Raw genomic sequence first — 23833 nt, forward strand, 5'->3', positions numbered from 1 at the left:
ACACATCGGGACGACTCAGCGCTGGTTTTGGGCCGGGGTCACGAGACATGAACGGCATGGCTGCGGTTGGGCTGATCATTCCGGCTGCCGGGATGGGTGAACGCTTGGGTGTAGGAGTGCCCAAAGCGTTGTACACGGTCGGTGGCCAGACGCTGCTCGGCCACGCGCTCAGGTCCAGCGTGGACTCCGGTGTGGTCTCGTCTGTGGTGATCGCCGCGCCGGTCGGGCTGGCCGGCAGAGTGCTGGACATCCTTCAGCCGCCGCTTCCCAGAACGGTCAACGTGCAGGTTGTTGATGGCGGCCGGTCCCGGCAGGAGTCCGTGCGAGCCGCGCTGGCCGTGCTGCCGGAGAATCTGGATGTCGTGCTGGTACACGATGCCGCCCGGTGCCTGACGCCGGCAAAGATGTTCGTGGACATCGCGCACGCTGTATGGAGCGGCCACGACGCCGTCGTTCCGGGTCTTCCTGTGGTCGACACCCTCAAACAGGTCAACGGTGCCGGCGAGGTGACCGGCACGCCGGATCGCTCTGTCTTGCGTGCCGTGCAGACCCCACAGGGCTTCCGTCGTGCGGTTCTCGAACGTGCTCACAACGCCGGAGCGCAGAACGGCAGCGATGCCACGGACGACGCCGGCTTGGTGGAGCGTATGGGCTCCCCGGTGCACGTCGTTCCCGGTGACGAGGAAGCATTCAAGGTGACCCGGCCGCTGGATCTTCTACTGGCCGAAGCGGTGCTGGCCAGGCGCCGAGCCGCGGATGGGCCTGACGAGCCAGGTACTGAGCGTTGATAGGCAGATCTCCGAGCCGGCGAGCCGCCGCATGATTCCCCGAGTAGGTATCGGCACTGACGTGCACCCGCTCGAGGCGGGCCGGCCGTGTTGGGTCGCGGGTCTCCTGTGGCCGGACGAGCCTGCGGGTTGTGCAGGGCATTCCGACGGCGACGTCGCCGCGCACGCGGCATGTGATGCCGTGCTCTCGGCGGCGGGGTTGGGCGACGTTGGTGCGGTCTTCGGCACCGGCCGCCCGGAATGGGCCGGAGCCTCCGGGGTGACACTATTGACCGAGGTCGCCAGGTTAGTGCGGCAGGCATCCGGAACCATCGGCAATGTCACTGTTCAAGTAATCGGCGACCGTCCCAAGATCGGGTCGCGGCGCGCGGAGGCGGAAAGTGTGCTGAGCCGAGCCGTGGGTGCACCGGTCAGCGTCAGTGGAACCACCACTGACGGGCTCGGCCTCACTGGCCGTGGGGAAGGGCTCGCCGCGGTTGCTGTCGCCTTAGTGAGTTTCTGACGGCCGGCTGGTGGGGCGCCCTAGCACCGGCCACGGAAGCGGCGCTCGCAGAATCGCGATGGCCACCGCGAGCGCCAGACCTCCGAGCAGCCAGCCACCAGGGATATCGCTGAACCAGTGGTAGTCGAGCAGTGTCATCAACATGCCCACGACGAACACCGCGCCGAATGCGACAGCCAACCAGTGCCGGAACAACCGGCGATTGGGTCGTCCGCCCCATGCGCTGAAGAGGACCACCACGATGAGAATCCAGGTGAGTGTGGCGTTGGCCGTGTGCCCGGATGGAAACGCCTGGCCCTCGCCGTGGAGGATGTCGATCCCGGTGTGCGGCGGGGTGCGGGACAAGCTGAACTTGATCCAGTAGCCGACGAAGAAGACGGTGGCCAGGCCGGCGCCGATGGCGATGAGCGGGCGGATATTGCGCTGGTTCCACGCTACCCATGCCCCAGTTGTCACCAGGATGGGCAGGGTGTAGAGCCGCTGGCCGCCCAGGCTGGCGATGCCGTTGAGAATGCCGCGGGCGATGCCTGAAGGTTGCCGCGGATCGACGTAGCTGTGCAGGGGCCAGTCCCAGGCGATGGCCGGTCCGCGCACCACCACCTGCCAGGTCAGCAAACCCAGCAACGCCGCGCTAGTGGCGCCGAGGATCAGCGGCAGTACCCACCACCGGGTGTTCTCCTGGTCGCCGGGCACCCGAAGGTGCATGTCAGCGCCATTCTCCGGCTTGCCGGCGGCAGGCAAGCCGGGGTCGCGATGATCCGGTTCGGACCGATCGACGTCGGACACAGGTGCTGCTCCACGGGTGTTCGGGGTCTGGGACAGTGCCGATAGCGGCCAGACTAGCTACCCTTGTCCGGTGAGTTTCCGCCTGTACGACACCGCCACGCGTCAGATCCGTGATTTCCTTCCCGTCAATCCGGGCAAAGTGGGCATCTATCACTGCGGTCTGACGGTACAGGGGCCTCCGCACGTGGGCCACATCCGGAAAGAGGTAGTTTTCGATGTCTTGCGGCGTTGGTTGGAGTATCGCGGTCTCGAAGTGACGATCGTGGCAAACGTCACCGACATCGACGACAAGATCTTGAACAAGTCGGCGGCCGAAGGTTATCCGTGGTGGGCGTGGGCCTATCAGAACGAGCGAGCGCTCGACGCCGCCTATGAGATCCTGGGCTGCACACCGGCCACCTACCAGCCCCGGGCAACCGGACATATTCCGGAGATGGTCGAGCTGATGCAGGAGCTGCTGAAGCGCGGACACGCATATGAGGGCACCGACGGCTCCGGCGACGTCTACTTCGACGTGCGGTCGTGGCCCGACTACGGTGAGCTGTCCGGCCAGAAGATCGAAGAGATGGAGCACGCCGCCGACGCCGACCCGCGGTGCAAGCGCGATCCACGCGACTTCGCCCTCTGGAAGGGCTACAAACCGCATGAGCCGGTCACGGCATCCTGGCCGACGACGTTCGGTCGAGGCCGCCCGGGGTGGCACCTTGAATGCTCCGCGATGGCGGCGAAGTACCTCGGCGAAGAGTTCGACATCCACGGCGGCGGTCTCGACCTGCGCTTCCCGCATCACGAGAACGAGCTGGCCCAGTCACGCGCGGCAGGCCAGCGCTTCGCCCGGTATTGGATGCACAACGCCCTGGTGACTCAAGCCGGCGAGAAGATGAGTAAGTCGCTCGGCAATTCGCTGCTGGTGTCGGAGGTGATCCGGCGGATCCGTCCGGTCGAGCTGCGCTATTACCTGCTGGCGGCGCACTATCGGAGCAACATCGAGGTCTCGGACGAATCGATGGCGGCCGACGCCGCCGCGTTCCGTCGGCTCGAAGGGTACGTGATCCGTGCCGCGGAGTTCGTGCCGGGTGTCGCGCCCGCTGACAAGGTCCCGCGTGAGTTCGCCACGGCGATGGACGACGATCTGTCGGTGCCGCAGGCGCTGGCGGTGCTCTTCGACTCCGTCCGGGCCGGCAACAGCTACCTTGCCGCCGACCAGCGCAGCGAGGTCGCGCGGAATCTCGCCGACGTCCGGGCCATGCTGGGTGTACTGGGGCTCGATCCGCTCGCCGAGCCGTGGGTCGGCCTGGATTCGGTGGGTAGCTCCGGCGACCGGCTGCGCCGCGTCGTGGAGGGTCTGGTCGACACCTTGCTGGAGCAGCGGCAGGAGGCGCGCAAGCGCAAAGACTTCGCCGCGGCCGACGCACTTCGGGACCGGCTCGGCGAGCTGGGTATTGTCGTAGAGGACGGACCGTCCGGAACACGGTGGGAGCTGGCTGACTGATGCCTGGAAATTCGCGACGACGCGGAGCGATGCGCAAGCCCGGCACCAAGAAGGGCATGCAGGTGGGCTCCGGTGGTCAGCGCCGTCGTGGTTTGCAGGGTAAGGGGCCTACGCCACGGGCCGAAGAGAGAACCAGCCATCCGGCGGCGCGACAGTCGGCGAAGAAGCAGAAGTCCGGCGCCACGCAGACGCCCCGCAGGTCGTCCACCGAGCGTGGTCGCCCGGGCACGACTGAAACCGTAGCGGGGCGCAACTCCGTCGTGGAGGCGCTGCGTGCCGACGTGCCGGTCAAAGCGCTGTACGTGGCTGAGCGGATCGATAACGACGACCGCGTGCGGGAGGTCCTGCGCATCGCGTCGGATCGCCGGCTTCCGTTGCTGGAAGCGCCGCGATCGGAGCTGGATCGCGTCACCGGCGGCGCCGTGCATCAAGGCCTGGCGCTCACGCTTCCGCCGTATCAGTACGCCGAGCCGGCAGACTTGCTCGAGACGGCTCATGAGGCTGGCGAGTCGCCGCTGGTTGTCGCGCTCGACGGCGTCACCGATCCGCGCAACCTGGGTGCCGTCGTCCGATCTTCGGCCGCGTTCGGCGCGCACGGCGTCGTGGTGCCGGAACGTCGCAGCGCTGGTATGACAGCGGGTGCATGGAAGACATCCGCCGGCGCGGCCGCGCGGCTTCCGGTCGCCCGAGCCGTCAACTTGGCCCGGCAGCTGCGCGCCTACCAGGACGCGGGCCTGTTCGTCGTCGGTCTCGACAGCACGGGTGAGATGGAGATCGCCGACGTCGCGGCGTTGACCGAACCCCTGTGCCTGGTGATCGGCTCGGAGGGAGCGGGCATGTCGAGGGTGGTCAGTCAGGCCTGTGACCTCGTGGTGAGAATCCCGATCACACGCGAGGTCGAGTCGCTGAACGCGGGTGTGGCGGCCGGCGTGGCCCTGTACGAGATCGCCCGTGCGCGTAGCTGAATCCGTCTCCTCAGTTCACTGAGCATGCCAGCGCATCGAATGCGCTATGCTTGCGGCTGCCCTCGCGGGGCTTGTGATGCGGGTCACCACCTGCCATCGCGGCCCGCTGAGGCAACGACCACCGTCGGCGGGGCGATCTCCGGCCGGCGCGCGAGCCGTGGAGGTACAAGGACGTGCCAGTCGAACGTATGCTGCCCACTCCCGAGTCCAAGGATCTGCTATCGCTGGTCAGGGACATCGCCGACTCGGAGTTGGCGCCCAGGGCCGACGCCGCCGAGGCGGCCGCCGAGTACCCGCGGGGGCTGGTGCGCCTCTTGGGTCGATCCGGTTTGCTCGGGTTGCCCTACAGCGCCGATTACGGCGGTGCCGAGCAGCCTTATCAGGTCTATCTCCAAATGCTCGAGGAGATCGCGGCGCGCTGGGCGACGGTAGCGCTCACCGTCAGCGTCCACACGCTCTCATGCTGGCCACTTGCCGCATACGGCACTCTCGAGCAGCGCAAGCGCTGGCTGCCGGATATGGTCGGCGGCGAGTTGCTCGGCGCGTACTGCCTCTCGGAGCCGCATGCGGGTTCGGACGCAGCCGCGCTGTCCACTCGCGCCGTCAGCCGCGGTGAGGACTACATCCTGAGCGGCACCAAGGCGTGGATCACCCATGGTGGGCATGCCGACTTTTACACGGTGTTCGCCCGTACGTCCGACGATGGTCCACGCGGTATCTCTTGCTTCGTGGTGCCTGCGGATTCCGAAGGGCTGTCTTTCGGTGCTCCAGAGAAGAAGATGGGCCTCACGGGCTCGCCAACCACTCTGGTGCACTTCGACGGTGTCCGTGTTCCCGGCGAGCGCCGAATCGGTGAAGAAGGCGCCGGCTTCGGGCTCGCGCTGGAGGCACTCGACTCCGGCAGGCTAGGCGTGGCGGCTATCGCCACCGGCCTGGCCCAGGCCGCGCTGGACGCTGCCGTGGCCTACGCGAGGCAGCGCGAGCAATTCGGCCGGCCGATCATCGGTCATCAAGGGCTGGGCTTCATGCTGGCCGACATGGCCGTCGCGGTGGAGTCGGCCCGCGCCACCTATCTCGTGGCTGCTCACCGGCGAGACGCCGGATTGCCGTACCGGCATCAGGCCAGCGCCGCGAAGCTGGTCGCCACCGACGCCGCGATGAAGGTCACCACCGACGCGATCCAGGTCTTCGGCGGGGCCGGCTACACCCGGGACTTCCCGGTGGAGCGCTACTTCCGGGAGGCGAAGATCATGCAGATATTCGAGGGCACCAATCAGATTCAGCGCATGGTGATCGCCCGCAGTCTCGAACGAGGGGACACGACCGAGCGCTAACGGTCACACTCAGACGCCCAGTCTGGGTCGTAGTCCTGGTGGTCGTCCCATGCGGTGGCCAGGATGCACAGCACGATGGTGGCCGCGCTGCCCATGCAGGGCGGTTCCTCTTCCATCTCACGCCAAGTGGCACATTGTTCGATCAGAGCGCGCTTGGCGGCAATGTCGGCGAGCACCCGTGCGGGCGAGTGCAGGGCTACGTGCCAGCCGGCGCCTTCGAGCTCGCCTACCACCGGTGCGGCGATCACCATTTCGTCCGGTGTGACCGACACCGGCGGAGGTGGCGGCTCGAGGACGACATCTCCGCCGGTTTCGACGCCCCAACGGGCGCCGCCGACCGCGTAAGCCGCGTTGCGCGCCGCGGTCTCCATCTCCTCGAGCCGGGCGCGTAGAAAAGTGATCAGGTCGACGCTCATCGTGGCTTCCGTAGCTCTTCCGGCACGGTCGACTCGTCCGGTGCGGCGGTGCACGAACCGCAGCTCGCGCATTGGGTGACATCCATGGTGAAGCCGGAGGGGAAGCGGACAGTCCGGGTTTCGAGGATGCAGTCACCGTGCCGCGGTTTCATACACCGATACTCATCCATCATTTGGTGACTCCTTCCGTTAGAGGAGCACAGTACACCTACATGCGAAGAGATATGAAGACCTATATAGAGATGGACTTCTCTATATGGGAATGGCCAAGGCTATATATGTGAAAGACCGTGACGTCGAGCTGTGGCGACGCGCCGAACTGTACGCCGAATCCCGGCGGTTGACGATGTCCGCGCTGGTTCTCACCGCTCTAGAGCGCTTCCTGGAGAGCGCCGAGCGTGAATGAATCGCGACGTCCAGGCGTCATCCATCCGCCCGGGCATGACCAACCGAGCTTCGCCCCGGCCGGCGCGTCACCCGCAGTGACGGCCGAGTACCACTAGCGACGCGAACTTCCGGTCCGCGTCACTAGAACTGGTCCCACGGGACGCGAAACGGCTGTGTCTCCTCCGGATCTTCCGAGGTGCCGCCGAGGATGGCCAGCTCGTCGGGCTTGTGACGGAGCACGTTCTCGACGTAGTCCTCAGCTGCTTCAGCGATGCCGACGTCGTGGCCGGCCTGCTCCGACAGGTACCACCGATGCTCCAGGACCTCATGGAAAATCTCCGGTGCCTCGAGCTTGCCGCGGAACTCGCGGGGGATTGCCCGCACTACCGGCTCGAAGCAGTCCATGACCCATGCGTTCGCGACGATCTCCTCGTCCTCACCTTGTTGCTCGGTCTCGGCGGCATAGGCGTCCAGGTCATTGAGCAGCCGTCGGGCTTGGTTCTCCTGAGCATCGATGCCGGTGAGCCGCAGCAGCCGGCGCGAGTGGTGTCCGGCGTCGACCACCTTCGGCTGGACGCGTACCGTCCGGCCCCCGATGTCGGTCACGATGTCGAGCTCGGCGACGTCGAATCCCAGCTCATTGAGTCGTTCGACCCGGCGGGCGATCCTCCAGCGTTCATTGACGTCGAACGCTTCCCACTCGGTGAGCTCTGACCACAGCGCATGGTAGCGCTTGACCACGTGGTCGCTGGTGGCGATCGGATCGACCGAGTCGTCGAGATAGCCCGCCGCGGCGAGGTCCATCATCTCGCCGGCGATGTTCACCCTGGCGATGTCGATGTCGTGGTGGCGTTGCCCGTCGCTGAGTTCGTTGTGGAGTTCCCCGGTCTCCGCGTCGACGAGATACGCGGCGAACGCACCGGCATCGCGCCGGAAGAGAGTGTTCGACAAAGAGCAGTCGCCCCAATAGAAGCCGAGCAGGTGCAGGCGGCCGATCAGCACGACAAGAGCATCGATGAGCCGTTCGACGGTGTCCCTGCGCATCATGCGAGCGAACAGGGCACGGTACGGCAGAGAAAACTGCAGATGCCGGGTCACGAGGATCGAGTCGAGTGGGGATCCGTCCGGCGCCTGCCGCCCGCTGACCACGCCGACGGCCTGAACGGACGGAACCTCGAGACGCTCCAGGTCCCGCAGCAGCCGGTACTCGCGGTCCGCGTACGCCTGTACCACTTCTTTCAGGGCGTAGATCCGCCCACCCAGCCGGGTGAAGCGGACAACATGGCGCGAAATGCCGCGAGGCAGCGCGACCAGGTACCACTCCGGCCATTCCTCGAGGGGCATGTCCCACGGCAGGTCCAGCAGCGCCTGTTGTTCCTGCGGTGTGGCCAGAATGCGCAGTTCCATAGAGCACATTGTGTACTAGTGCCCACTCAGCTCCGGCAATTGGAATCCCTCCCCGCCCAGCAGACTCGGTCGGAGGAGGCTTCGCCATTGGCCTTCCTCGCTGATGCCCACCACGCCAGGGAGGGGTTCCAATTGCCGGAGCAGAGTGGGCTGCGACCTTGGGCGTACCCGCAACTGCTGTGGTGGTGGGAGCATGGGGCCGCCATGGAGAGGTCCCAATCACCGGAGCCGATAGGTGGTATCAGCTCGGAGGCAACTGCTGGGGCGGTGGGAGCAAGGGGGCGGTCGGAGGAGGCTTCGCCATTGGCCTTCCTCGCTGATGCCCACCACGCCAGGGAGGGGTTCCAATTGCAGGAGCAGAGTGGGCTGCGACCTTGGGCGTACCCGCAACTGCTGTGGTGGTGGGAGCATGGGGCCGCCATGGAGAGATTCCAATCCCCGAAGCCGAGCCGTCGCCCCCGATGCGCTTAGAGGAACTGCGACAGGAGAAGCATGCGAAAGGGCGGGCCTGCTGGCAATCCAGCAGGCCCGCCCGTTCAACGGATAGCGTTCAGGTGATCTTTCAGTGGCTGAGGCGCTCGCCGGTCTTGACGGAGAAGAAGTGCGACTCGCCCTCGCGGACCTTGAACACGACCTTCTCACCCTTGGCCGGGGTCATCCGAGGCTCAACCCGCGCAATGACGGTGTCGCTACGCATCCGGTCCGTCTGCTCGGCAGCCTTCGGCCCCGTGGGGTGCGCGTAGACGAACGCGTCGGAGCCGAGCTCCTCGACGACGTCGACCGTGACCGGGATGCCGCCGGTGTCCTCGCTGGACACCGGCACCAGGGACTCCGGACGGAATCCGATCGTGACGGTGTCCGAGCCTTCGGCCTTAACGGTGCTCAGCACCTCCGGGGGAACCGAGACGTCGGCTTCGCCGAGCTTGGCCCGACCACCTTCGACGAGGTCGAACGTGGCGATGTTCATGGCCGGCGAGCCGATGAAGCCGGCCACGAAGACGTTGGCCGGAGTGTCGTACAGGTTCAGCGGGGTATCGACCTGCTGGAGCAGCCCATCCTTGAGCACGCACACGCGGTCGCCCATGGTCATGGCTTCGATCTGGTCGTGAGTCACGTAGACGGTGGTGATGCCGAGCCGACGCTGCAGCGACGCGATCTGGGTACGAGTGGAAACGCGAAGCTTGGCATCGAGGTTGGACAGCGGCTCATCCATCAGGAACACCTGGGGCTCCCGGACGATGGCACGGCCCATGGCGACCCGCTGCCGCTGACCACCGGAGAGCGCCTTCGGCTTGCGGTCCAGGTACTCGACGAGGTCGAGTAGCTTGGCGGCTTCCATGACCCGGCGCTGGATCTCGGTCTTCGGGGTGCCGGCGATCTTGAGGGCGAAGCCCATGTTGGCGGCGACCGTCATGTGCGGGTACAGCGCGTAGTTCTGGAAGACCATCGCGATGTCGCGGTCTTTGGGTGGCATGTGGGTGACGTCGCGGTCACCGATCCGGATAGCTCCGGCGTCGACCTCTTCGAGGCCGGCCAGCATCCGGAGGCTGGTGGACTTGCCGCATCCCGACGGGCCGACGAGGACGAGGAACTCGCCGTCCTGGATCTCGAGATCGAGACTGTCGACGGCGGGGACGTCCTGGCCCGGGTAGACCCGGGTCGCTTTGTCGTACGTGACTGTGGCCATGGTGCTGTGTTCCCTTCACCGGCAGGTACGTGCCGGACGATCCGTAGTGAAGTGGATAGGTATGAAGTTTTCCACCGCATGGGTGTCTTGTGACGATACACGGACGGTTGGATCGGCGCCATCGTGGGTTGTTTGCCAAGAAGGGCTTTCGCTACCGCCCGATACGCCGTACGGTGCAAAAGCACGAGGTGTGCTCCGAGACGCTCAGGAGGCTCCCCATGCACGTATCCGATTTGATTCGCGCCAAGGGCAGTGATGTCGTCACCGTGTCGCCGGACGACGACATCCGCAGGCTGCTCGCGGTTCTGGCAGAGCACCATATCGGCGCCACGGTCGTGGCGGCCGGCGACGGCTCCATCGCGGGCATCGTTTCGGAAAGAGACGTGGTGCGGGCGATGGCCCGGCAGGGCGCGTCGATCCTGTCCGACCCGGTCTCGTCGATCATGACGTCCGATGTGCAGACGTGTCAGCCGGAGACCGGCCTGGAAGAGTTGTCCAGGGTGATGACCGACGGCCGCTTCCGGCACGTTCCAGTCGTCGTCGAGGGAAGGCTGGTCGGCATCGTCAGCATCGGCGACGTCGTCAAGAGCCGGATCACCGAGCTCGAGGTCGAAAGAGACTCGTTGTCCTCGTACATCCGGACAGCATCGACGTGATCAACATGAGCGAAACTGCGCCTTGGTCCTGACGGCTGAACTCCGCGGTGGACAATAGCTATTGATGTCCACTTCGTTTCGTGCCCAGGTCGTCTGGGGTGTCGGTCTGATCGCCTACATAGTGGCGGTGTTGCACCGAACGTCCTTCGGCGTGTCCGGACTCGAAGCGTCGGCTCGATTCGAGACGTCGGCCAGCGTGCTGGCCTCGTTCGTCGTCCTTCAGCTGGTCGTGTACGCCGGGTTGCAGGTCCCGGTGGGCGTCCTGCTCGACCAGATCGGACCACGACGGCTGCTCATCATCGGTGCTTTGATCATGGCATCGGGGCAGGCCGTGCTGGCGTTCGCCGAGACCGTTCCGGCGGCGGCCGGCGGCCGCATCCTAGTGGGCTGTGGCGACGCCATGACGTTCGTCAGCGTTCTCCGATTGGTGGCTACCTGGTTCCCACCGGGCAGGGTGCCGGTGCTGACCCAGGTCACCGGCCTGACTGGACAGCTGGGGCAAGTTCTTTCCGCGGTGCCGTTCGTGGCCGTGCTGAACAACTACGGCTGGACGCAGGCCTACGGTTCGGCCGCCGCGCTCAGTGTGGTGGTCGCCGTCGTGGCCATCGCGACGTTGAGGGACTCCCCGGAAGTCCGCGCATATCCGATTCAGGTGAATACCTGGAGCGGAGTGGGCAGCGACCTGATGACCGCCTGGCGCCATCCCGGTACCCGGCTCGGGCTCTGGACCCACACCACCACCGGGTTCGCGGGCATGGTTTTCGTGATGATGTGGGGGTACCCGTTCCTGGTGGCCGGGCAAGGGCTGTCTCGAGCCATGGCCGGCACGCTGCTGACGGTGATGGTGCTGGCCGGAGCCGTCGCCGGACCGTTGGTTGGTGTCCTGGTGCAGCGGCATCCTCTGCGCCGCTCCTGGCTGGTGCTTGGTGTGGTCCTGGCCAACGCCTCGGCCTGGACCGCGGTTCTGTTGTGGCCCGGCACGGCACCCTTCTGGCTGCTGGTCCTGCTGGTGCTGTCGCTCGCGCTGAGTGGACCAGGGTCGATGATTGGCTTCGACTTCGCGCGGACATTCAACCCACCCAACCGGCTCGGGACCGCCACCGGAATCGTCAACGTGGGTGGGTTCACCGCGGCCTTGCTATCGATTCTCGCGATCGGTGTGGTGCTCGACCTGCGCAGCGGCGGCACCGCGACCTACGAGCTCGACGATTTCCGGATCGCCTTCAGCGTCCAGTACGTGGTCTGGGTCGGTGGCCTACTCGGCATTCTCCGGACCCGCCGCCGGGTGCGCCGCAGGATGGCAGAGCACGGCGTCGTGGTGCCCCCTATCCGCGAGGTCATCGCCCGGCGTCGTCGCCATCGCCGCGGCCCGTAGGCGGCTCCGGCAAGTGGGTCTCTCCTCGCCCAGCAGACTCGGTCGGAGGGGCTTCGCTATCAACCTCCCTCGCCAGCTGATGGTCACGCTTGCCGGCTCCCTCGTGCCTCGTCCGCCGCCTCGCCGTTCGACATGCCCACCACACCATGGAGAGACCCATTTGCCGGAGCACCTGACTGCGTGATCATGGGAGGTTCGGGATAGCCGCGGCCAGGAGGGCACGCACACGATGCAGGTTCTCCTCGAACACCTGGAAGACCGTTTCCTGGGTGACCGGTTGTACGCCGGGATCGTCGTCGAGACCGGCGTCGTAGTCGGTGACGAGTGCGATCCCGGCGAAGGGAATCCCGGCTTCACCCGCGAGGGCCGCTTCCGGATACTGCGTCATGTTGATCACGTGCCAGCCGGCGGCGCGATAAGCAGCGGACTCGGCACGGGTGGAGAACCGCGGACCATTGGTGACAACGACGGTGCCGCCGTCGTGCACCGTGACGCCGGAGGCTCGTGCGGCGTCCAGGAGCACCTCGCGCAAGCGTGGATCGTACGGGTCCGCGAAGGGAAGATGCTGAGGACCTTCGTCGAAGTGGTCGTAGAAGGTGTCGGCCCGACCCCGCGTGCGATCAACAAGCTGGTCCACGACGACGAATTCGCCGGGACCGATCTCTGAGCGCAGCGAACCCGCGGCGAACGGCGCCACCAACGCGCGGACGCCGAGTTGGCGCATCGCATCGACATTGGCGCGGTAGTTGACTCGATGTGGCGGGAATTGATGCCGCACACCGTGCCGGGGCAGGAAAGCCACCTTGATTGGGGAACCGTTCGCCGGGCGGAACGTAGCGATGGTCACCGGGGCCGATGGCTGACCCCAGGCGGTGTCCAGGCTGACCGTTTCCAGATCCGCCGCCTGTTCCGACACGAAGGTATAGAAACCGGATCCACCGAATACGCCGACGTCTGCGCTTTTCAGGTGAGGTTTGTTGTTCATGTGGTTCCCCCGGGTGCGGTCGTGGGGTGCGGCCGGTGAGGCCGTGGGGTGAGCATGTCAGACGTACTCATCGCGTCCGTGCCGCCTCGCGTGCCCGGATCAGATGCGCTCGCATGTCCATCACGGCGCGCATTGTGCCCCGTACGGTGCCGGTGACCTTACTCCGGCCAACCCTGCGGCGGTATGGCACAGGCACTTCGGACACTCGCCAGCCGGCTTGACCGGCTCGTAACACCATTTCCAGCGGCCAGCCGGAGCGGCGGTCGGTGATCCCGAGTTCCAGGAGCGGCTCTCGCGCAGCGGCTCGCATCGGGCCGATGTCGCTGATCTGGGCTCCGCAGTACCGGTTGACCTGCCTGGCAAGATACCGGTTGGCGAGCCGGCTGTGCATCGAGAGTGCGCCGTCGCCGGCTTGCCGGGCGCCCAGCACGAGATCGGCGGTGCCGGTGGACACCGGCTGCGTGACCGTGGGGAGGTCGGCCGGATCGAGCGATGCGTCGCAGTCCATGAAACACACGACGGGCGTGGTGGCGGCCTCCAGCCCGGCGTAGCATGCGGCCCCGAACCCGAGCCGCGGCTCGGCCACCACCGTGGCGCCGTGGTCGGCAGCGATATCCGCCGAGCCGTCGTCGGAGCCGTTGTCCACGACGATCGGCCGGTAGCCGGGTGGCATCCGCTCGAGCACCCACCCGATCGCCGCTCGCTCGTTCAGTACCGGCAAGATGACGTCGATCACGGGGCTGCCTCCGGTGCCGGGGCGGTCGAGGTGGGGGCCTGGCAGGCATCCAGCACACGCGCGGTGTTGGAGCCCGGGATGAGTTCGGCGATGGCCTGCGCGTCAGCCGCATCGTCGAGATCGCGCAACGGCGGCAGCTCGGCGACGGTGAGCCCGAGCGAGCGCAGCCGGGAACACTGCCGGCTACCGGTGTCAGATCGGCTCATCGGTACTCCGTGGAAGGCAAGTGGATGCGGCGTGCCGAAGGCGATCGCCCACCAGCCGCCGTCTTCAGCCATACCGAGTGCGGCGTCAGCGGGGCCGTCCACGACGGTGGCGAGCGAGGCATCCAGGAGGGCGGCGGTGATCTGCGGCGTATCCATACCGATTTGCAAGCCCGGGCCACCGGCATATTCCCAAGCGGCGGCCAAGCGCTCGTTGAGCGAGCCATCCACCTGCGTGACGACCTCAAAACCGGGCGGCAGCCAGGGGCCGGGCGGGCCGTCCAGCGCGACAATGCGCCGTTCCGCGTGACACGCCGCCACCGCCGTCAGCGTGTCGGTCAGCGCGGCCTCGGCTATCGCGGCGGCCTGGTCCGGTGTGTAGGGAGGTGAAAGCCTGGTTTTCGCCTGACCGGCTACCGGCGATTTCGCCAGCAGGAGGATATGCGGCCGCTGCATGCCTTAGACGCTAGAGGCAGCCCGCGGCCCGAATCATTACGAACCGCGAAAGTCTTTGCTCGCACCGCGACGTGTGTGGTCCCGATCGGTCATCGTGAGTGGATGAACGAGAGCGCCCGTCGGATCGAGGCGCCGGATAGTGAGCGGACACACCAGCCGGACGGCTCCGGGTTCGGCGTCTGTTTCCGGCCCACGCGGCTGACGCTCCTTGTCCTGGTCGCCTGGGTGGTGCTCCTGGTGGGCGTCCGGCTGCTCGGGTTGCACGTCGTCGCCACCAGGGATGCGGATCTCAAACTCCGGGCGATCCCGTTGTACGGGGACTGGCAGTGGGGTATCAGCTGGTGGCTGCTGGCGCCCATCGTCGCCGGCTCGGTGTTCATTGCGGTCCTGCCGCCGTTGGTACAACGGTGGTCCTGGCGGGGAGTCCTGGCGGCCACGGCCGCTGCGGGTGTGGTGTTCAGCCTGGCGCTGGCGCTGGCCGAGACGCATCCGACGGTATGGTCCGACATCCACCACACCTATGCCGGGCATATCGGCTTCATCGACGACGCCGGTGGCGTCGAGCCGTTTCTCCGCGAGTACGCCGAAAGCCAGCTGATTCCGGCCTATCCGGTGCACCTGCGCTCGCACCCGCCAGGTTTGCTGCTGTTCTTCTGGTGGGCCGCCGAGGCCGGCGTGTCCGGCGTGGTGTTCCAGAACGTGGTCGCCATGGCCGGCGCCGCGGCGATGATCGTGGCGGCCCTGGCCATCCTGCGTGATGTCGCGAGCGAGCGGACGGCCCGCGCCGCCGCGCCGTTCCTGGTGGTGGTGCCCGCGGCGGTCTGGCAGACCAACGCGGACATCATCTTCGCCGGCGCCGGGCTCGCCGCAGTCGCGTGCCTGATCCTGGCCACCGGCAGATCGGGTCGCGAGACGGTGGCGTTCACGGTGGCGGGTGGGCTGCTGGCCGGAATCGCGTTGATGTTGTCTTTTGGTATTGCCCTGCTGGCCATTCCGGTCGTGGTCATCGCGGTATGGCGAAAGCGTTGGTGGGTGCTGGTGGGTGGCGGCGCCCTGGCGGCTGTTGTGGTGGCGCTGCCGCTGGTGTGGGGCTACTGGTGGGTGGAGGGTCTGGGGGCGACCCGAGTGCGGTACTTCGACGGTGTCGCGTCCGCGCGCGGATACTGGTATTTCCTCATCGCGAATCCGGCGGTGTATGCGCTGGCACTCGGGCCGGCGATCGTGGTCGCCCTGTCCCGCTTGCGCGACCGGCGGGTATGGCTGGTTGTCGGCGCGGGTTTGGCCGTGGTGGCGATGGCGAATCTGTCTGGGCTCTCGTCCGGCGAAACCGAACGGATCTGGCAGCCGTTCATGCCGCTCGTACTGCTGGCCGGGTGTGCCCTCGACCGGACCTCCGGTGCGTCCTGCGGATCGAGCGCTGGAGGCCCCGCCCTGCAGGACGCAGCGGACAGGCGGGCGCTGGGTGAGGTGCGCGGCTGGTTGACGCTGCAACTCGTGGTCACGGTGGCGCTCGTCGCAGCCTTACGAGTGCCATGGTGATTCTCCACTCACGGGAAATGCTGGAGGTGTGATGCGGGTCTTGGTGACCGGAGGGGCCGGGTTCATCGGCAGCCAGGTGGTCGAGCAACTGGTGGAGCGGGGTGCCGACGTCGTCGTGCTCGACTCTTTGGCGGCTCATGACGACGCGCCGGATTACCTTCCGCCGGTTGTCGATCTGCGGATCGGCGACCTCATGGACGAGGACACGGTTCGCGACGCCGTGCATGGCGTGGACGCGGTGTGCCACCAGGCGGCCCGGGTGGGCCTGGGCGTCGACTTCGACGATGTGACCAGCTATGTGTCCGACAACGATCTCGGCACGGCGTCCCTGCTCAGAGCCCTGTGGCGGCGCTCGTTCACCGGACGGCTCGTCGTCGCGTCGTCGATGGTCGTGTACGGCGAGGGCAGATATCGTTGTGCCGTCGACGGCGAGACGGCAGCCGCCCCGCGGCAAGCCGAAGACCTGCGCGCTGGCCGGTTCGACCCACCGTGCCCGCGCTGCGGAGCACCTCTCGAGTGGGTCCTGGTAGGCGAGAACGCTCCTCTCGACCCGCGCAACGTCTACGCGGCGACCAAGGTGCACACCGAGCAGTTGGCCTTCCTGTACGGGCGCGAGGCAGTCGCTTCGGTCTGTGCGCTGCGCTACCACAACGTTTACGGGCCACGGATGCCGAAAGACACCCCCTACGCGGGGGTGGCCAGCATCTTCCGCAGCGCGTACGAAGCCGGCCGGGCACCGAGGGTTTTCGAGGACGGCGGGCAGATGCGCGACTTCGTCCACGTCCGCGACGTCGCCCGGGCCAACGTGCTGGCGCTCGACTCCTCCTGGTCGGGCGCCTGCAACATCGCCAGCGGCCAGCCGCACAGCGTGCTCGACATGGCCACCGCACTCGCCGCCGGCTTCGGTGCAGCCGCGCCCGCACCGCAAGTGACCGGCGAGTTCCGGCTGGGCGACGTCCGCCATGTGGTTGCCTCTGCCGCGCTGGCCGGCGATGTCCTGGGCTTCCGCGCGGAGGTGGGTTTCGACGACGGGATGGCCGCCTTTGCGAAGGATCCGCTCCGATGAGCGCGTCAGCAAGGACGGGCACACTTTCGCAGTTTGTAAGGATCGTCGAGCCGATGTCATGTTTCGATCAACTACGAGCCGGGAGGGTGCTCGACGCACCCGCCCCTCGAGACGATCCGGCACCGCGACGAAGCGAGACGTGATCATGACGGCGGAGAAGGCGACGCAGGAAGCGCCCACGGGGCTGCGGGTCAACGGCTGGCTGCTCGCTGTCGTCCGGGTCGGCGTCGCCATGATGTGGATCGACAACACGTCGTGGAAACGGCCGCCGGATTTCGGCGAGGGTGATCCGCCGAGCATGCTCTACCGCTGGACGCTGATGGGCGTTGAGCATGAAGTGTTCGGACCGTACGCGTGGTTCCTCGAGAACATCGTGCTGCCGAACTTCACGGTCTTCGGGTGGCTGGTCCTGATCGTGGAGGCCTCGCTCGGGGCGTTCCTGCTGGTTGGCCTGCTGACCCGGGCATTCGCCGTGGTCGGCATGGTGCAAAGCGTCGCTATAGCGATGTCGACGCTCAATGCTCCGCACGAGTGGTATTGGGCATACCTGCTCATGTTCCTGGCACATCTGGCGCTGTTCGCCACCGCCGCTGGGCGCTATGTAGGCCTGGACGGTGTCCTGCGACCCATCTGGCTGCCTCGCGACAGCCGGCTTGCCCGTTTGCTGGAGAAGGTGTCATGACTGGTCAGGACACTCTGAACAGAGCCACGGCAGGCCTGGGTCTGGCGTCGATAGCCGGGCTGGTCTTCGTGATCGAGGCACTCGGTGACTTCCGGTTCATGCGGGTCAGCGGCGCGGCCATCGCGGTCGCGCTGGTGCTCGGCCTGCTGGCGTGCGTGGCGGGATGGCTCGCCCGGCCGGTGCTGGCCGTCGTCGCCGGAGTGGCGTTTCTCGCAGCCGCGTTGCTCCAGCTGATCTCGACGGCCACCGGAAACGACTGGCTGGGCGCCAGCCTCAGCACGATGTCGTTCTGGCTCGGCCTGGGTGTCGGCCTGCTCTTGGTCGGGCTGACGGCTCATTTCACCGACACCATGATCGAGAGGGAGTAGATGGATCACACAGACCCGCCGCTGGAAGCGGCCCTTGTTCCGGTGCTGGCTGCCGCCCGTGCCGCCGCCGTCGACGTCGACGCCGAAGGCCGGTTCCCGCAGGAGGCGGTTGCCGCGTTACGCGAATCCGGGCTGCTCGGGCTGACGCTCCCGACCGATGCCGGCGGCATGGGCCGAGGGCCGGAGGAGCTGGCGGACACCCTCAGCCGGATCGCCGCGGTCTGCGGTTCGACGGCCATGGTCTATCTCATGCACGTGAGTGCCGCCATGACAGTGGCCGCCGCGCCGCCGGCCGGCCAGCCCAAATTGCTCAGGCAGATGGCCGACGGAACCACGCTGGGCACGCTGGCGTTCTCGGAGCCTGGCTCGCGTTCGCATTTCTGGGCTCCGACATCGCAGGCAATCGCGGACGGCGACGGCACACGTCTGGCTGCCGAGAAGAGCTTCGTGACGTCGGCCGGACACGCCGACATCTACGTGGTCTCTACCATGACTCCGGCGGGCCAGGCAGACGGGGAGCCTGCTGTTGATCTCGTGGCCGTCCCGGCCGACCGCGATGGCGTATCCGTTTCCGCGCCGTGGCGAGGTCTGGGCCTGCGCGGGAATGCGTCATCACCGATGACGTTCGCGTTGGGCACCGCCGCCGGCGACCGGATCGGACCGGCCGGCGGCGGTTTTCAGCTCATGCTCGAAGCGGTGTTGCCGTGGTTCAATCTCGGCAACGCCGCGGTTTCGGTGGGGCTGGCCCAGGCAGCTGTCGACGCCGCGGTGAAGCATGCCTCTGGCGCCCGGCTAGAACACCTCGATGAATCGCTGGCCCACCTGCCGACCATCCGTGCGCAGCTGTCGAAGATGTCGATCGAGCTCGCGGCAACCCGGTCTTACCTCAACACCACGGCTCGCAGCCTCGCCGCTCCGGACGACACCACCACTCTGCACGTACTGGGCGTGAAGGCGATGGCCAACGACGCCGCCCTACGTATCACCGATGCGGCCATGCGGGTCTGCGGCGGGGCGGCCTTCTCGAACCGCCTGCAGCTCGAACGGTTCTTTCGTGATGCCCGCGCCGGCCATGTCATGGCCCCCACCGCCGATGTCTTGTACGACCTCTACGGCAGGGCGATCACCGGCCTGCCGTTGTTCGGAAACTGAGAGGGACACACTCATATGGCCAAGCCGCTACTCGTCGGAGCCGTCGCCTACACACCGAACGCGGTGCCCATCTGGGAGGGCATCCGCGACTACTTCACCGGCGCTCCGGTGGAGATGGACTTCGTGCTCTTCTCCAACTACGGGCGTCAGGTGGACGCGCTGATCGCGGGCACCATCGACATCGCCTGGAACACCAATCTGGCATGGGTGCGCACCGTGTTACAGACCGACGGCGGCTGCCGGGCGCTTGCCATGCGCGACGTCGACCGGACGTTTCAGACGGTCTTCGTCACCCGAGCCGGAAGCGGCTTCGCGGACCTGACCGACCTGCGTGGCCGGACACTGGCGCTCGGGTCGCGCGACTCCGCTCAGGCAGCCATCCTTCCGGTGCACTACTTGCGTGCGGCTGGGTTGAGCGACGACGACGTGACGATCGTGCGCATCGACTCCGACCTGGGCAAACACGGCGACACCGGCCGTAGCGAGCTGGACGCGATCCGGCTGCTCCTCGACGAGGAGGCCGACGCCGTCGCCCTCGGGATCAACACCTGGGAGGCCATCGGCAAGGACGAGCTGATGCCGGATGCCTTGACCGAGTTCTGGCGTTCGCCGGAGTACTCCCACTGCAACTTCACCGCCCTCGACGCCTTGCCCCAATCGGTGTCCGAACCGTGGGTCGATCACCTGCTGGCCATGTCGTGGCAAGACCCGGAGCAGCGGCGGGTCATGGAGCTGGAAGGACTGCGTGAAGCGTGGGTGCTGCCGGACCTGGCCGGGTACACGTCGTTGTTCGAAGCGGTCCGCGATCAGGGGATCTCGGCGCGATGGTGAGCCGTGTCGTGCTGGACCTGGTGGAGCGTGTCGGAGGCGCGGCCGCCGGAGACCAGGTCAACGTCGACGTCGCCCCGGAAGACAACGATGTCGTCGCCCGTTGGTGCACCCGCGCCGGACACCGGCTCGTGTCGATCCAGAACGGTGTCGCGGTCATCCGGCGGGGGCCGATACCCGATGAAGCCGGCGTGCTCGCCTCGATGCCTGCCGATCGCCGGCCAGGGGCGCGGCTGTGGATCTACACCAACTTCGACTGCAACCTGGCGTGCGACTACTGCTGCGCCCGTTCGTCGCCGCAAGCGCAACGGCGGGCGCTCGGCCCGGACACCATCCGAAAGCTCGTTGGCGAGGGGGTGCAGCACGGTGTCAGCGAGGTGTTCCTCACCGGCGGTGAACCGTTCATGCTGCTCGACCTCGACGAAATCGTCGGTGCCTGCGTCCAGCAGGCGCCGACGACTCTCCTCACCAACGGCATGCTGTTCCGCGGCCGGCGGCTGGACATGCTGCGCTCGATGCCACGCGACGGCTTCGCGTTGCAGATCAGCCTCGACTCGGCCACCGCTGACCTGCATGACCTTCATCGCGGAACGGGAAGCTGGCGACGAGCGCTCGAGGGCGTCCGGACCGCAGTGGCCGAAGGGTTCCGGGTACGAATCGCCGCGACCGTAGCCACCGGTGAGGCAGGCGCCGACGAGTTCGCCGCCTTCCACGAGCTGCTCGACGGTCTCGGCATTCCCCGGGAGGACCAGGTGATCCGTCCGATCGCGCAGCGCGGCTTTGCCGACACGGGTGTGGCGCTGACCGTCGAATCACTCATCCCGGAGGTGACCGTCACCGCCGAAGGCGTCTACTGGCATCCGGTCGCCGCCGACCACGAGGACCAGCTCGTGACCCGTCAGCTGTTCCCGCTGGGGGATGCTATCGACGAGGTGCAACGACGGTTCGTTGCCTACCGGCAGGAGACCGAAGACGCGGCCAGGCAGTTCACCTGTGCGTAGGCAGCGCCCCGTGATCAATGATCACGAGAGAGATTCAGCTTCTCCCGCACGACTCGTGATTCCAGCGCGTGTAATTCCTGGTAGATGTCGAGTGCGGCCTGCCAATGCTGGAGCGCCTTCTCGGTCTCACCCAGGGTGGAGTGGGCATCCCCGAGCCCATTGTGGCTGCGGGCGAGTTCGTAACGCAGCCCGAAGTCGGAGGCGACGGCCAGAGCGTCGTGATGGTAGCGGATCGCCTCGGCCGAAGCGCCTCGCGCCGCATGGGCCAGGCCCAGTCCGTTGAGCGCTTGGGCCCGGCTCTCGTTGTCGCGGGCGGAGGCGAGCGCTTCATGGTGGTGATGCTCGGCAGTTTCGTAGTCGCCGAGCAGCCGGTGCACCGCGCCGAGATGCTCGAGTGCCTGACCTTCCAGGCCGTGGATCTCGCTCGCGCGAGCCAGATTCAGCACCCGCTGTGCGTAGCGCAGCGCGTCGTCGTAGTTGCCGGCATCGCGGTGTAGACCTGCCAGGTTGAGCAGGATATAGGCCTGGCTCGGCGAACTCCCGAACTGTTCGTCGATCTCCACCGCTCGCTCGAGGCTTTGGAAAGCCTCCTCGTATCGGCCGAGCCGGTGGTGGATACGCCCCAGGTTGGTCAGCGGCTTGGTCTGTAGGAACTGGTTGCCCAGCTTGCCGTAGAGATCGATGGAGCGTTCCAGGTGCTGGATCGCCTCGGTGGTGGCGCCGATGTAATGACAGGTCGCGCCGAGATAGTTGAGCGTAGTGGCGAGCAATTGCGGGTCGCCGAGTTCTTCCTGCAACGCCAGCGCCTGCCGCAGGTGGCCGGCGGCGGTTTCGTACCGATCCATACGGTGGTTGGCCAATCCGAGAGCGCGTAACGCCAGTGCCTCGCCAACCCGGTCCGCATGCTCGCGCGCGGCCACGAGCGCCCGGGTGTGCAGCCGGTGCGCGTCGTCCACGTGCCACCCGACATCCAGGAATCGCCAGAGCACAGCGGACATGTCGATCGCGTACGTGGAAATGCCGTATTCGGTCGCCCGGTCCGCGGCCGACAACAGGTTCTGCCGCTCCGTTTCCAGCCATTGCAGAGCCGCCTGGTATGTGGACAACACAGGCCCGGTGACCGGGTGTTTCGTCACGGCGGGGCGCATCTCCACATGCTGCGGAGCGATGACATCCACCGCTGTCCAGGCGACTTGCAGGTAGTAGTCGAACAGCCTCGTGATTGCCGTCTGCCGGGACTCCTCGTCGTCGACCTCGCCGGCCAGTTCCGCGGCGTACGCCAGCAGGAGATCGTGCGGCTGGTAGCGACCCTCCCGAGTCTCGTCCACCAGACGGGCACGCACCAGCTCGTCCAGTAGCCGCCGGGTGGCGCGCAGGTCTTCGGTCCCCATCAGTGCCGTCAGAGCGTGCGCATCGAGGTCGTAGCCGGGATGCAGGCCGAACATGCGGAACAGGCGGGCACTTTCCGGGCTCAGCTCACGATAGGACCAGGAGAACACCGAACGCACCGATGTGTGCGCGTCACCGGCGTCGAACAAGTCGAGCTGAGCTTGCTCGTCATCGAGTTCGGCGATCAGATCCGCGACCCCGACGCCGCGCCGCTCGCCGATCCGTTCCGCGGCGATCCGCAGTGCCAACGGCAGCCGGGCGCAGCGCTCGACGAGTTGGGCGGTGGCCTCGGGATCGGCGTTGCGCCGCTCGTCGAGCAGTTCGTTGAGTAGCCTGCTGGCGTCGTCGCCGGTCATCCGGTCGAGATCGAGCCGGCGGGCGCCCTCCCGAACAGTCAGACCGGCCAGCGAATCACGGCTGGTCACCAGGACGAAACAGGTCGGTGTGCCAGGCAGCAGGGGCCGGACCTGGTCGGCTGTCACGGCGTTGTCCAGCACGATCAAGATGCGCCGCTGGTCCGCCAGCGTACGGAAGCGGGCGGCGCGCTCGGTCAGGTCTTGTGGGACGGACGTGCCTTCGACGCCGAGATCGCGCAAGAAGCGGGCCAGCGCGTCGTTGGGAGCCATCGGTTCGTCCGGTCCGTAGCCGCGCAGGTCGATGTAGAGCTGGCCATCCGGGAACCGCTCGCTCATCTGATGTGCCCACCGCACGGCGAGTGTGGTCTTGCCGACGCCGGCGGTCCCGGTGATGGTGACTATGCGCGCCGGTTCGTCGAATTCTCCAGCCGCGATCCGATCCAGTTCGGCCAGTTCCGCGGCACGTCCGACGAAGGTTCCGGGACTGTGTGGAAGCTGCGCCGGTCGTTCAGTGGTCGGACTCCCCGTTGTACCCGGCCGGATCGACTCGCCGGTGAGGATCTGCTGCTCGATCTGTCGCAGCTCTGCGCCAGGTTCCAGGCCGAGTTCCTCGACCAGCACATGGCGCGCGCCGTGGTAGGCAGCCAGTGCGTCTGCCGGGCGCCCGCCCTGGTAGAGGGCGGTCATCAACAGTGCGTGGAAACGCTCGCGCAGCGGGTGCCGCCGGACGAGGTCAGACAGCTCACCGACGATTCCGGCGTTCCGGCCGCAGCGGAGCTCGGCCGCGTACAGTTCCTCCAGCGCTACCAGGCGGACGTCTGCGAGCCGCTCGATCTCCGCCGCCAGATCAGTGACATCCAAGCCCTGGTACGGCGTCCCGCGCCACAAGCTCAAGGCCTTGCGGGTCAGCTCGGCACAACGCGCGGGATCTTGGTCGGCTACGTCGCCGGCCTCGTCGATCAGGGTGCAGAATCGTTCCGAGTCCAGCTCTCCGGGCATGACCTCCAGGCAGTAGCCTGCTGAGCTGTACGAGAGCCGTTCCGGGCGGTCGAGCATGCGGCGCAACTTGTAGATATGCAACTGGAGCTTCTGGTGCCCGCGAGGCTCTGGCTGCTCTCCCCACAAGGCGCCGAGCAAGGTGTCTACCGCGACCGGCTGGTTGGCGCGGGCCAGCAAGACGGCCAGGACGGTCTGGCGCAGTAACCCGGACACCGGCACTTCCTCGCCGTTGTCACGAAGCCGGATTGGTCCCAGAACTTCGAACTGCAAATGACCGC

At 66.8% G+C, this 23833-nt stretch carries 23 protein-coding genes; 15 read left to right on the forward strand and 8 right to left on the reverse strand.

From position 1 onward, the window contains the following. The first annotated feature begins 47 nt into the window (after positions 1-47). Together ispD and ispF are read left to right on the forward strand one after the other, a co-directional pair. Positions 48-788, forward strand: a complete 741-nt coding sequence (gene ispD / locus F7O44_RS13800) for a 2-C-methyl-D-erythritol 4-phosphate cytidylyltransferase (protein WP_162450826.1) — start codon at positions 48-50, stop codon at positions 786-788. A gap of 31 nt (positions 789-819) precedes the next feature. After that, complete coding sequence (gene ispF, locus F7O44_RS13805) at positions 820-1290, forward strand: 2-C-methyl-D-erythritol 2,4-cyclodiphosphate synthase (protein WP_162450827.1); 471 nt, start codon at positions 820-822, stop codon at positions 1288-1290. Here ispF and F7O44_RS13810 read toward each other — a convergent pair. Further along, positions 1276-2076 carry a phosphatase PAP2 family protein gene (locus tag F7O44_RS13810; RefSeq protein ID WP_162450828.1) on the reverse strand — a complete coding sequence of 267 codons (801 nt, stop codon included), beginning with the start codon at positions 2074-2076 and terminating at the stop codon, positions 1276-1278. The genes ispF and F7O44_RS13810 overlap by 15 nt on opposite strands. Before the next feature lie 70 nt (positions 2077-2146). On the opposite strand from F7O44_RS13810, the gene cysS reads away from it, so the two are divergent. From cysS to F7O44_RS13825, 3 genes are all read left to right on the forward strand, one after another. After that, positions 2147-3568, forward strand: coding sequence for a cysteine--tRNA ligase (gene cysS / locus F7O44_RS13815; RefSeq protein WP_162450829.1), 1422 nt, complete (start codon positions 2147-2149; stop codon positions 3566-3568). Next, positions 3568-4533: a 23S rRNA (guanosine(2251)-2'-O)-methyltransferase RlmB gene (rlmB, locus tag F7O44_RS13820; RefSeq protein WP_162450830.1), complete on the forward strand. Its 966-nt coding sequence runs from the start codon at positions 3568-3570 to the stop codon at positions 4531-4533. Before cysS ends, rlmB begins: the two co-directional genes overlap by 1 nt. 173 nt (positions 4534-4706) lie before the next feature. Next, entirely contained in the window at positions 4707-5867 is a 1161-nt protein-coding gene (locus tag F7O44_RS13825) for an acyl-CoA dehydrogenase family protein (RefSeq protein ID WP_162450831.1), read from the forward strand. Here F7O44_RS13825 and F7O44_RS13830 read toward each other — a convergent pair. Further along, the gene (locus tag F7O44_RS13830) at positions 5864-6355 is read right to left on the reverse strand and encodes a DUF6221 family protein (protein WP_162450832.1); all 492 of its coding nucleotides are present in this window, start codon (positions 6353-6355) and stop codon (positions 5864-5866) included. The genes F7O44_RS13825 and F7O44_RS13830 overlap by 4 nt on opposite strands. A 208-nt stretch (positions 6356-6563) precedes the next feature. On the opposite strand from F7O44_RS13830, the gene F7O44_RS31135 reads away from it, so the two are divergent. Then, entirely contained in the window at positions 6564-6689 is a 126-nt protein-coding gene (locus F7O44_RS31135) for a hypothetical protein (protein WP_281353554.1), read from the forward strand. A 122-nt stretch (positions 6690-6811) separates the two neighbouring features. Here the strand turns inward: F7O44_RS31135 and F7O44_RS13835 are convergent, their stop codons facing one another. Beyond that, positions 6812-8077 carry a DUF4032 domain-containing protein gene (locus F7O44_RS13835; RefSeq protein WP_162450833.1) on the reverse strand — a complete coding sequence of 422 codons (1266 nt, stop codon included), beginning with the start codon at positions 8075-8077 and terminating at the stop codon, positions 6812-6814. Positions 8078-8639: 562 nt separating this feature from the next. Beyond that, positions 8640-9764 carry an ABC transporter ATP-binding protein gene (locus F7O44_RS13840; protein ID WP_162450834.1) on the reverse strand — a complete coding sequence of 375 codons (1125 nt, stop codon included), beginning with the start codon at positions 9762-9764 and terminating at the stop codon, positions 8640-8642. 218 nt (positions 9765-9982) lie between these two features. On the opposite strand from F7O44_RS13840, the gene F7O44_RS13845 reads away from it, so the two are divergent. After that, complete coding sequence (locus F7O44_RS13845; RefSeq protein WP_162450835.1) at positions 9983-10420, forward strand: CBS domain-containing protein; 438 nt, start codon at positions 9983-9985, stop codon at positions 10418-10420. A gap of 64 nt (positions 10421-10484) precedes the next feature. Beyond that, complete coding sequence (locus F7O44_RS13850; protein WP_162450836.1) at positions 10485-11795, forward strand: MFS transporter; 1311 nt, start codon at positions 10485-10487, stop codon at positions 11793-11795. A gap of 184 nt (positions 11796-11979) precedes the next feature. On the opposite strand, the gene F7O44_RS13855 is transcribed toward F7O44_RS13850, so the two are convergent. From F7O44_RS13855 to F7O44_RS13865, 3 genes are all read right to left on the reverse strand, one after another. Continuing rightward, entirely contained in the window at positions 11980-12780 is an 801-nt protein-coding gene (locus F7O44_RS13855; protein ID WP_162450837.1) for an MTAP family purine nucleoside phosphorylase, read from the reverse strand. A gap of 67 nt (positions 12781-12847) precedes the next feature. Then, positions 12848-13513 (reverse strand): glycosyltransferase, encoded by a 666-nt coding sequence (locus F7O44_RS13860; RefSeq protein WP_162451038.1) that lies wholly within the window; start codon positions 13511-13513, stop codon positions 12848-12850. Then, complete coding sequence (locus tag F7O44_RS13865; RefSeq protein WP_162450838.1) at positions 13513-14175, reverse strand: TIGR04282 family arsenosugar biosynthesis glycosyltransferase; 663 nt, start codon at positions 14173-14175, stop codon at positions 13513-13515. Before F7O44_RS13865 ends, F7O44_RS13860 begins: the two co-directional genes overlap by 1 nt. 102 nt (positions 14176-14277) lie before the next feature. Here F7O44_RS13865 and F7O44_RS13870 point away from each other — a divergent pair, with 102 nt between their 5' ends. From F7O44_RS13870 to F7O44_RS13900, 7 genes are all read left to right on the forward strand, one after another. Beyond that, entirely contained in the window at positions 14278-15714 is a 1437-nt protein-coding gene (locus F7O44_RS13870) for a hypothetical protein (RefSeq protein ID WP_162450839.1), read from the forward strand. A gap of 31 nt (positions 15715-15745) precedes the next feature. After that, a complete protein-coding gene (locus F7O44_RS13875) occupies positions 15746-16780 on the forward strand; it encodes an NAD-dependent epimerase/dehydratase family protein (RefSeq protein WP_162450840.1) in 1035 nt (344 codons plus the stop codon). A gap of 145 nt (positions 16781-16925) precedes the next feature. Next, positions 16926-17462 (forward strand): TQO small subunit DoxD, encoded by a 537-nt coding sequence (locus F7O44_RS13880; protein WP_162451039.1) that lies wholly within the window; start codon positions 16926-16928, stop codon positions 17460-17462. Continuing rightward, complete coding sequence (locus F7O44_RS13885) at positions 17459-17830, forward strand: Rv1678 family membrane protein (protein ID WP_162450841.1); 372 nt, start codon at positions 17459-17461, stop codon at positions 17828-17830. The genes F7O44_RS13880 and F7O44_RS13885 overlap by 4 nt, the downstream gene beginning before the upstream one ends. Further along, entirely contained in the window at positions 17831-18982 is a 1152-nt protein-coding gene (gene fadE16, locus F7O44_RS13890) for an Rv1679 family acyl-CoA dehydrogenase (RefSeq protein ID WP_162450842.1), read from the forward strand. Between the two features lie 15 nt (positions 18983-18997). Continuing rightward, positions 18998-19813, forward strand: a complete 816-nt coding sequence (locus F7O44_RS13895; RefSeq protein ID WP_162450843.1) for an Rv1680 family SBP-like protein — start codon at positions 18998-19000, stop codon at positions 19811-19813. Beyond that, entirely contained in the window at positions 19807-20811 is a 1005-nt protein-coding gene (locus F7O44_RS13900) for an Rv1681 family radical SAM protein (RefSeq protein ID WP_162450844.1), read from the forward strand. Before F7O44_RS13895 ends, F7O44_RS13900 begins: the two co-directional genes overlap by 7 nt. A gap of 14 nt (positions 20812-20825) precedes the next feature. On the opposite strand, the gene F7O44_RS13905 is transcribed toward F7O44_RS13900, so the two are convergent. Beyond that, on the reverse strand, positions 20826-23825 hold the full coding sequence (locus F7O44_RS13905; protein ID WP_162450845.1) for an AfsR/SARP family transcriptional regulator: 3000 nt from the start codon (positions 23823-23825) through the stop codon (positions 20826-20828). Positions 23826-23833 lie beyond the last annotated feature (8 nt).

Origin of the sequence: Phytoactinopolyspora mesophila, assembly GCF_010122465.1 — a bacterium.
Lineage (GTDB): Bacteria > Actinomycetota > Actinomycetes > Jiangellales > Jiangellaceae > Phytoactinopolyspora > Phytoactinopolyspora mesophila.

Excerpts from the sequence above, each read along its gene's own strand:
- F7O44_RS13875 (WP_162450840.1), top strand. The coding sequence starts at position 15,746 with ATGCGGGTCTTGGTGACCGGAGGGGCCGGGTTCATCGGCAGCCAGGTG.
- F7O44_RS13835 (WP_162450833.1), bottom strand. The coding sequence starts at position 8,077 with ATGGAACTGCGCATTCTGGCCACACCGCAGGAACAACAGGCGCTGCTG.
- F7O44_RS13880 (WP_162451039.1), top strand. The coding sequence starts at position 16,926 with ATGACGGCGGAGAAGGCGACGCAGGAAGCGCCCACGGGGCTGCGGGTC.
- ispD (WP_162450826.1), top strand. The coding sequence starts at position 48 with ATGAACGGCATGGCTGCGGTTGGGCTGATCATTCCGGCTGCCGGGATG.
- F7O44_RS13850 (WP_162450836.1), top strand. The coding sequence starts at position 10,485 with ATGTCCACTTCGTTTCGTGCCCAGGTCGTCTGGGGTGTCGGTCTGATC.
- F7O44_RS13870 (WP_162450839.1), top strand. The coding sequence starts at position 14,278 with ATGAACGAGAGCGCCCGTCGGATCGAGGCGCCGGATAGTGAGCGGACA.
- F7O44_RS13830 (WP_162450832.1), bottom strand. The coding sequence starts at position 6,355 with ATGCGCGAGCTGCGGTTCGTGCACCGCCGCACCGGACGAGTCGACCGT.
- F7O44_RS13895 (WP_162450843.1), top strand. The coding sequence starts at position 18,998 with ATGGCCAAGCCGCTACTCGTCGGAGCCGTCGCCTACACACCGAACGCG.
- F7O44_RS13865 (WP_162450838.1), bottom strand. The coding sequence starts at position 14,175 with ATGCAGCGGCCGCATATCCTCCTGCTGGCGAAATCGCCGGTAGCCGGT.
- rlmB (WP_162450830.1), top strand. The coding sequence starts at position 3,568 with ATGCCTGGAAATTCGCGACGACGCGGAGCGATGCGCAAGCCCGGCACC.
- F7O44_RS13885 (WP_162450841.1), top strand. The coding sequence starts at position 17,459 with ATGACTGGTCAGGACACTCTGAACAGAGCCACGGCAGGCCTGGGTCTG.
- F7O44_RS13845 (WP_162450835.1), top strand. The coding sequence starts at position 9,983 with ATGCACGTATCCGATTTGATTCGCGCCAAGGGCAGTGATGTCGTCACC.
- fadE16 (WP_162450842.1), top strand. The coding sequence starts at position 17,831 with ATGGATCACACAGACCCGCCGCTGGAAGCGGCCCTTGTTCCGGTGCTG.
- F7O44_RS13855 (WP_162450837.1), bottom strand. The coding sequence starts at position 12,780 with ATGAACAACAAACCTCACCTGAAAAGCGCAGACGTCGGCGTATTCGGT.
- ispF (WP_162450827.1), top strand. The coding sequence starts at position 820 with ATGATTCCCCGAGTAGGTATCGGCACTGACGTGCACCCGCTCGAGGCG.
- F7O44_RS13840 (WP_162450834.1), bottom strand. The coding sequence starts at position 9,764 with ATGGCCACAGTCACGTACGACAAAGCGACCCGGGTCTACCCGGGCCAG.
- F7O44_RS13900 (WP_162450844.1), top strand. The coding sequence starts at position 19,807 with ATGGTGAGCCGTGTCGTGCTGGACCTGGTGGAGCGTGTCGGAGGCGCG.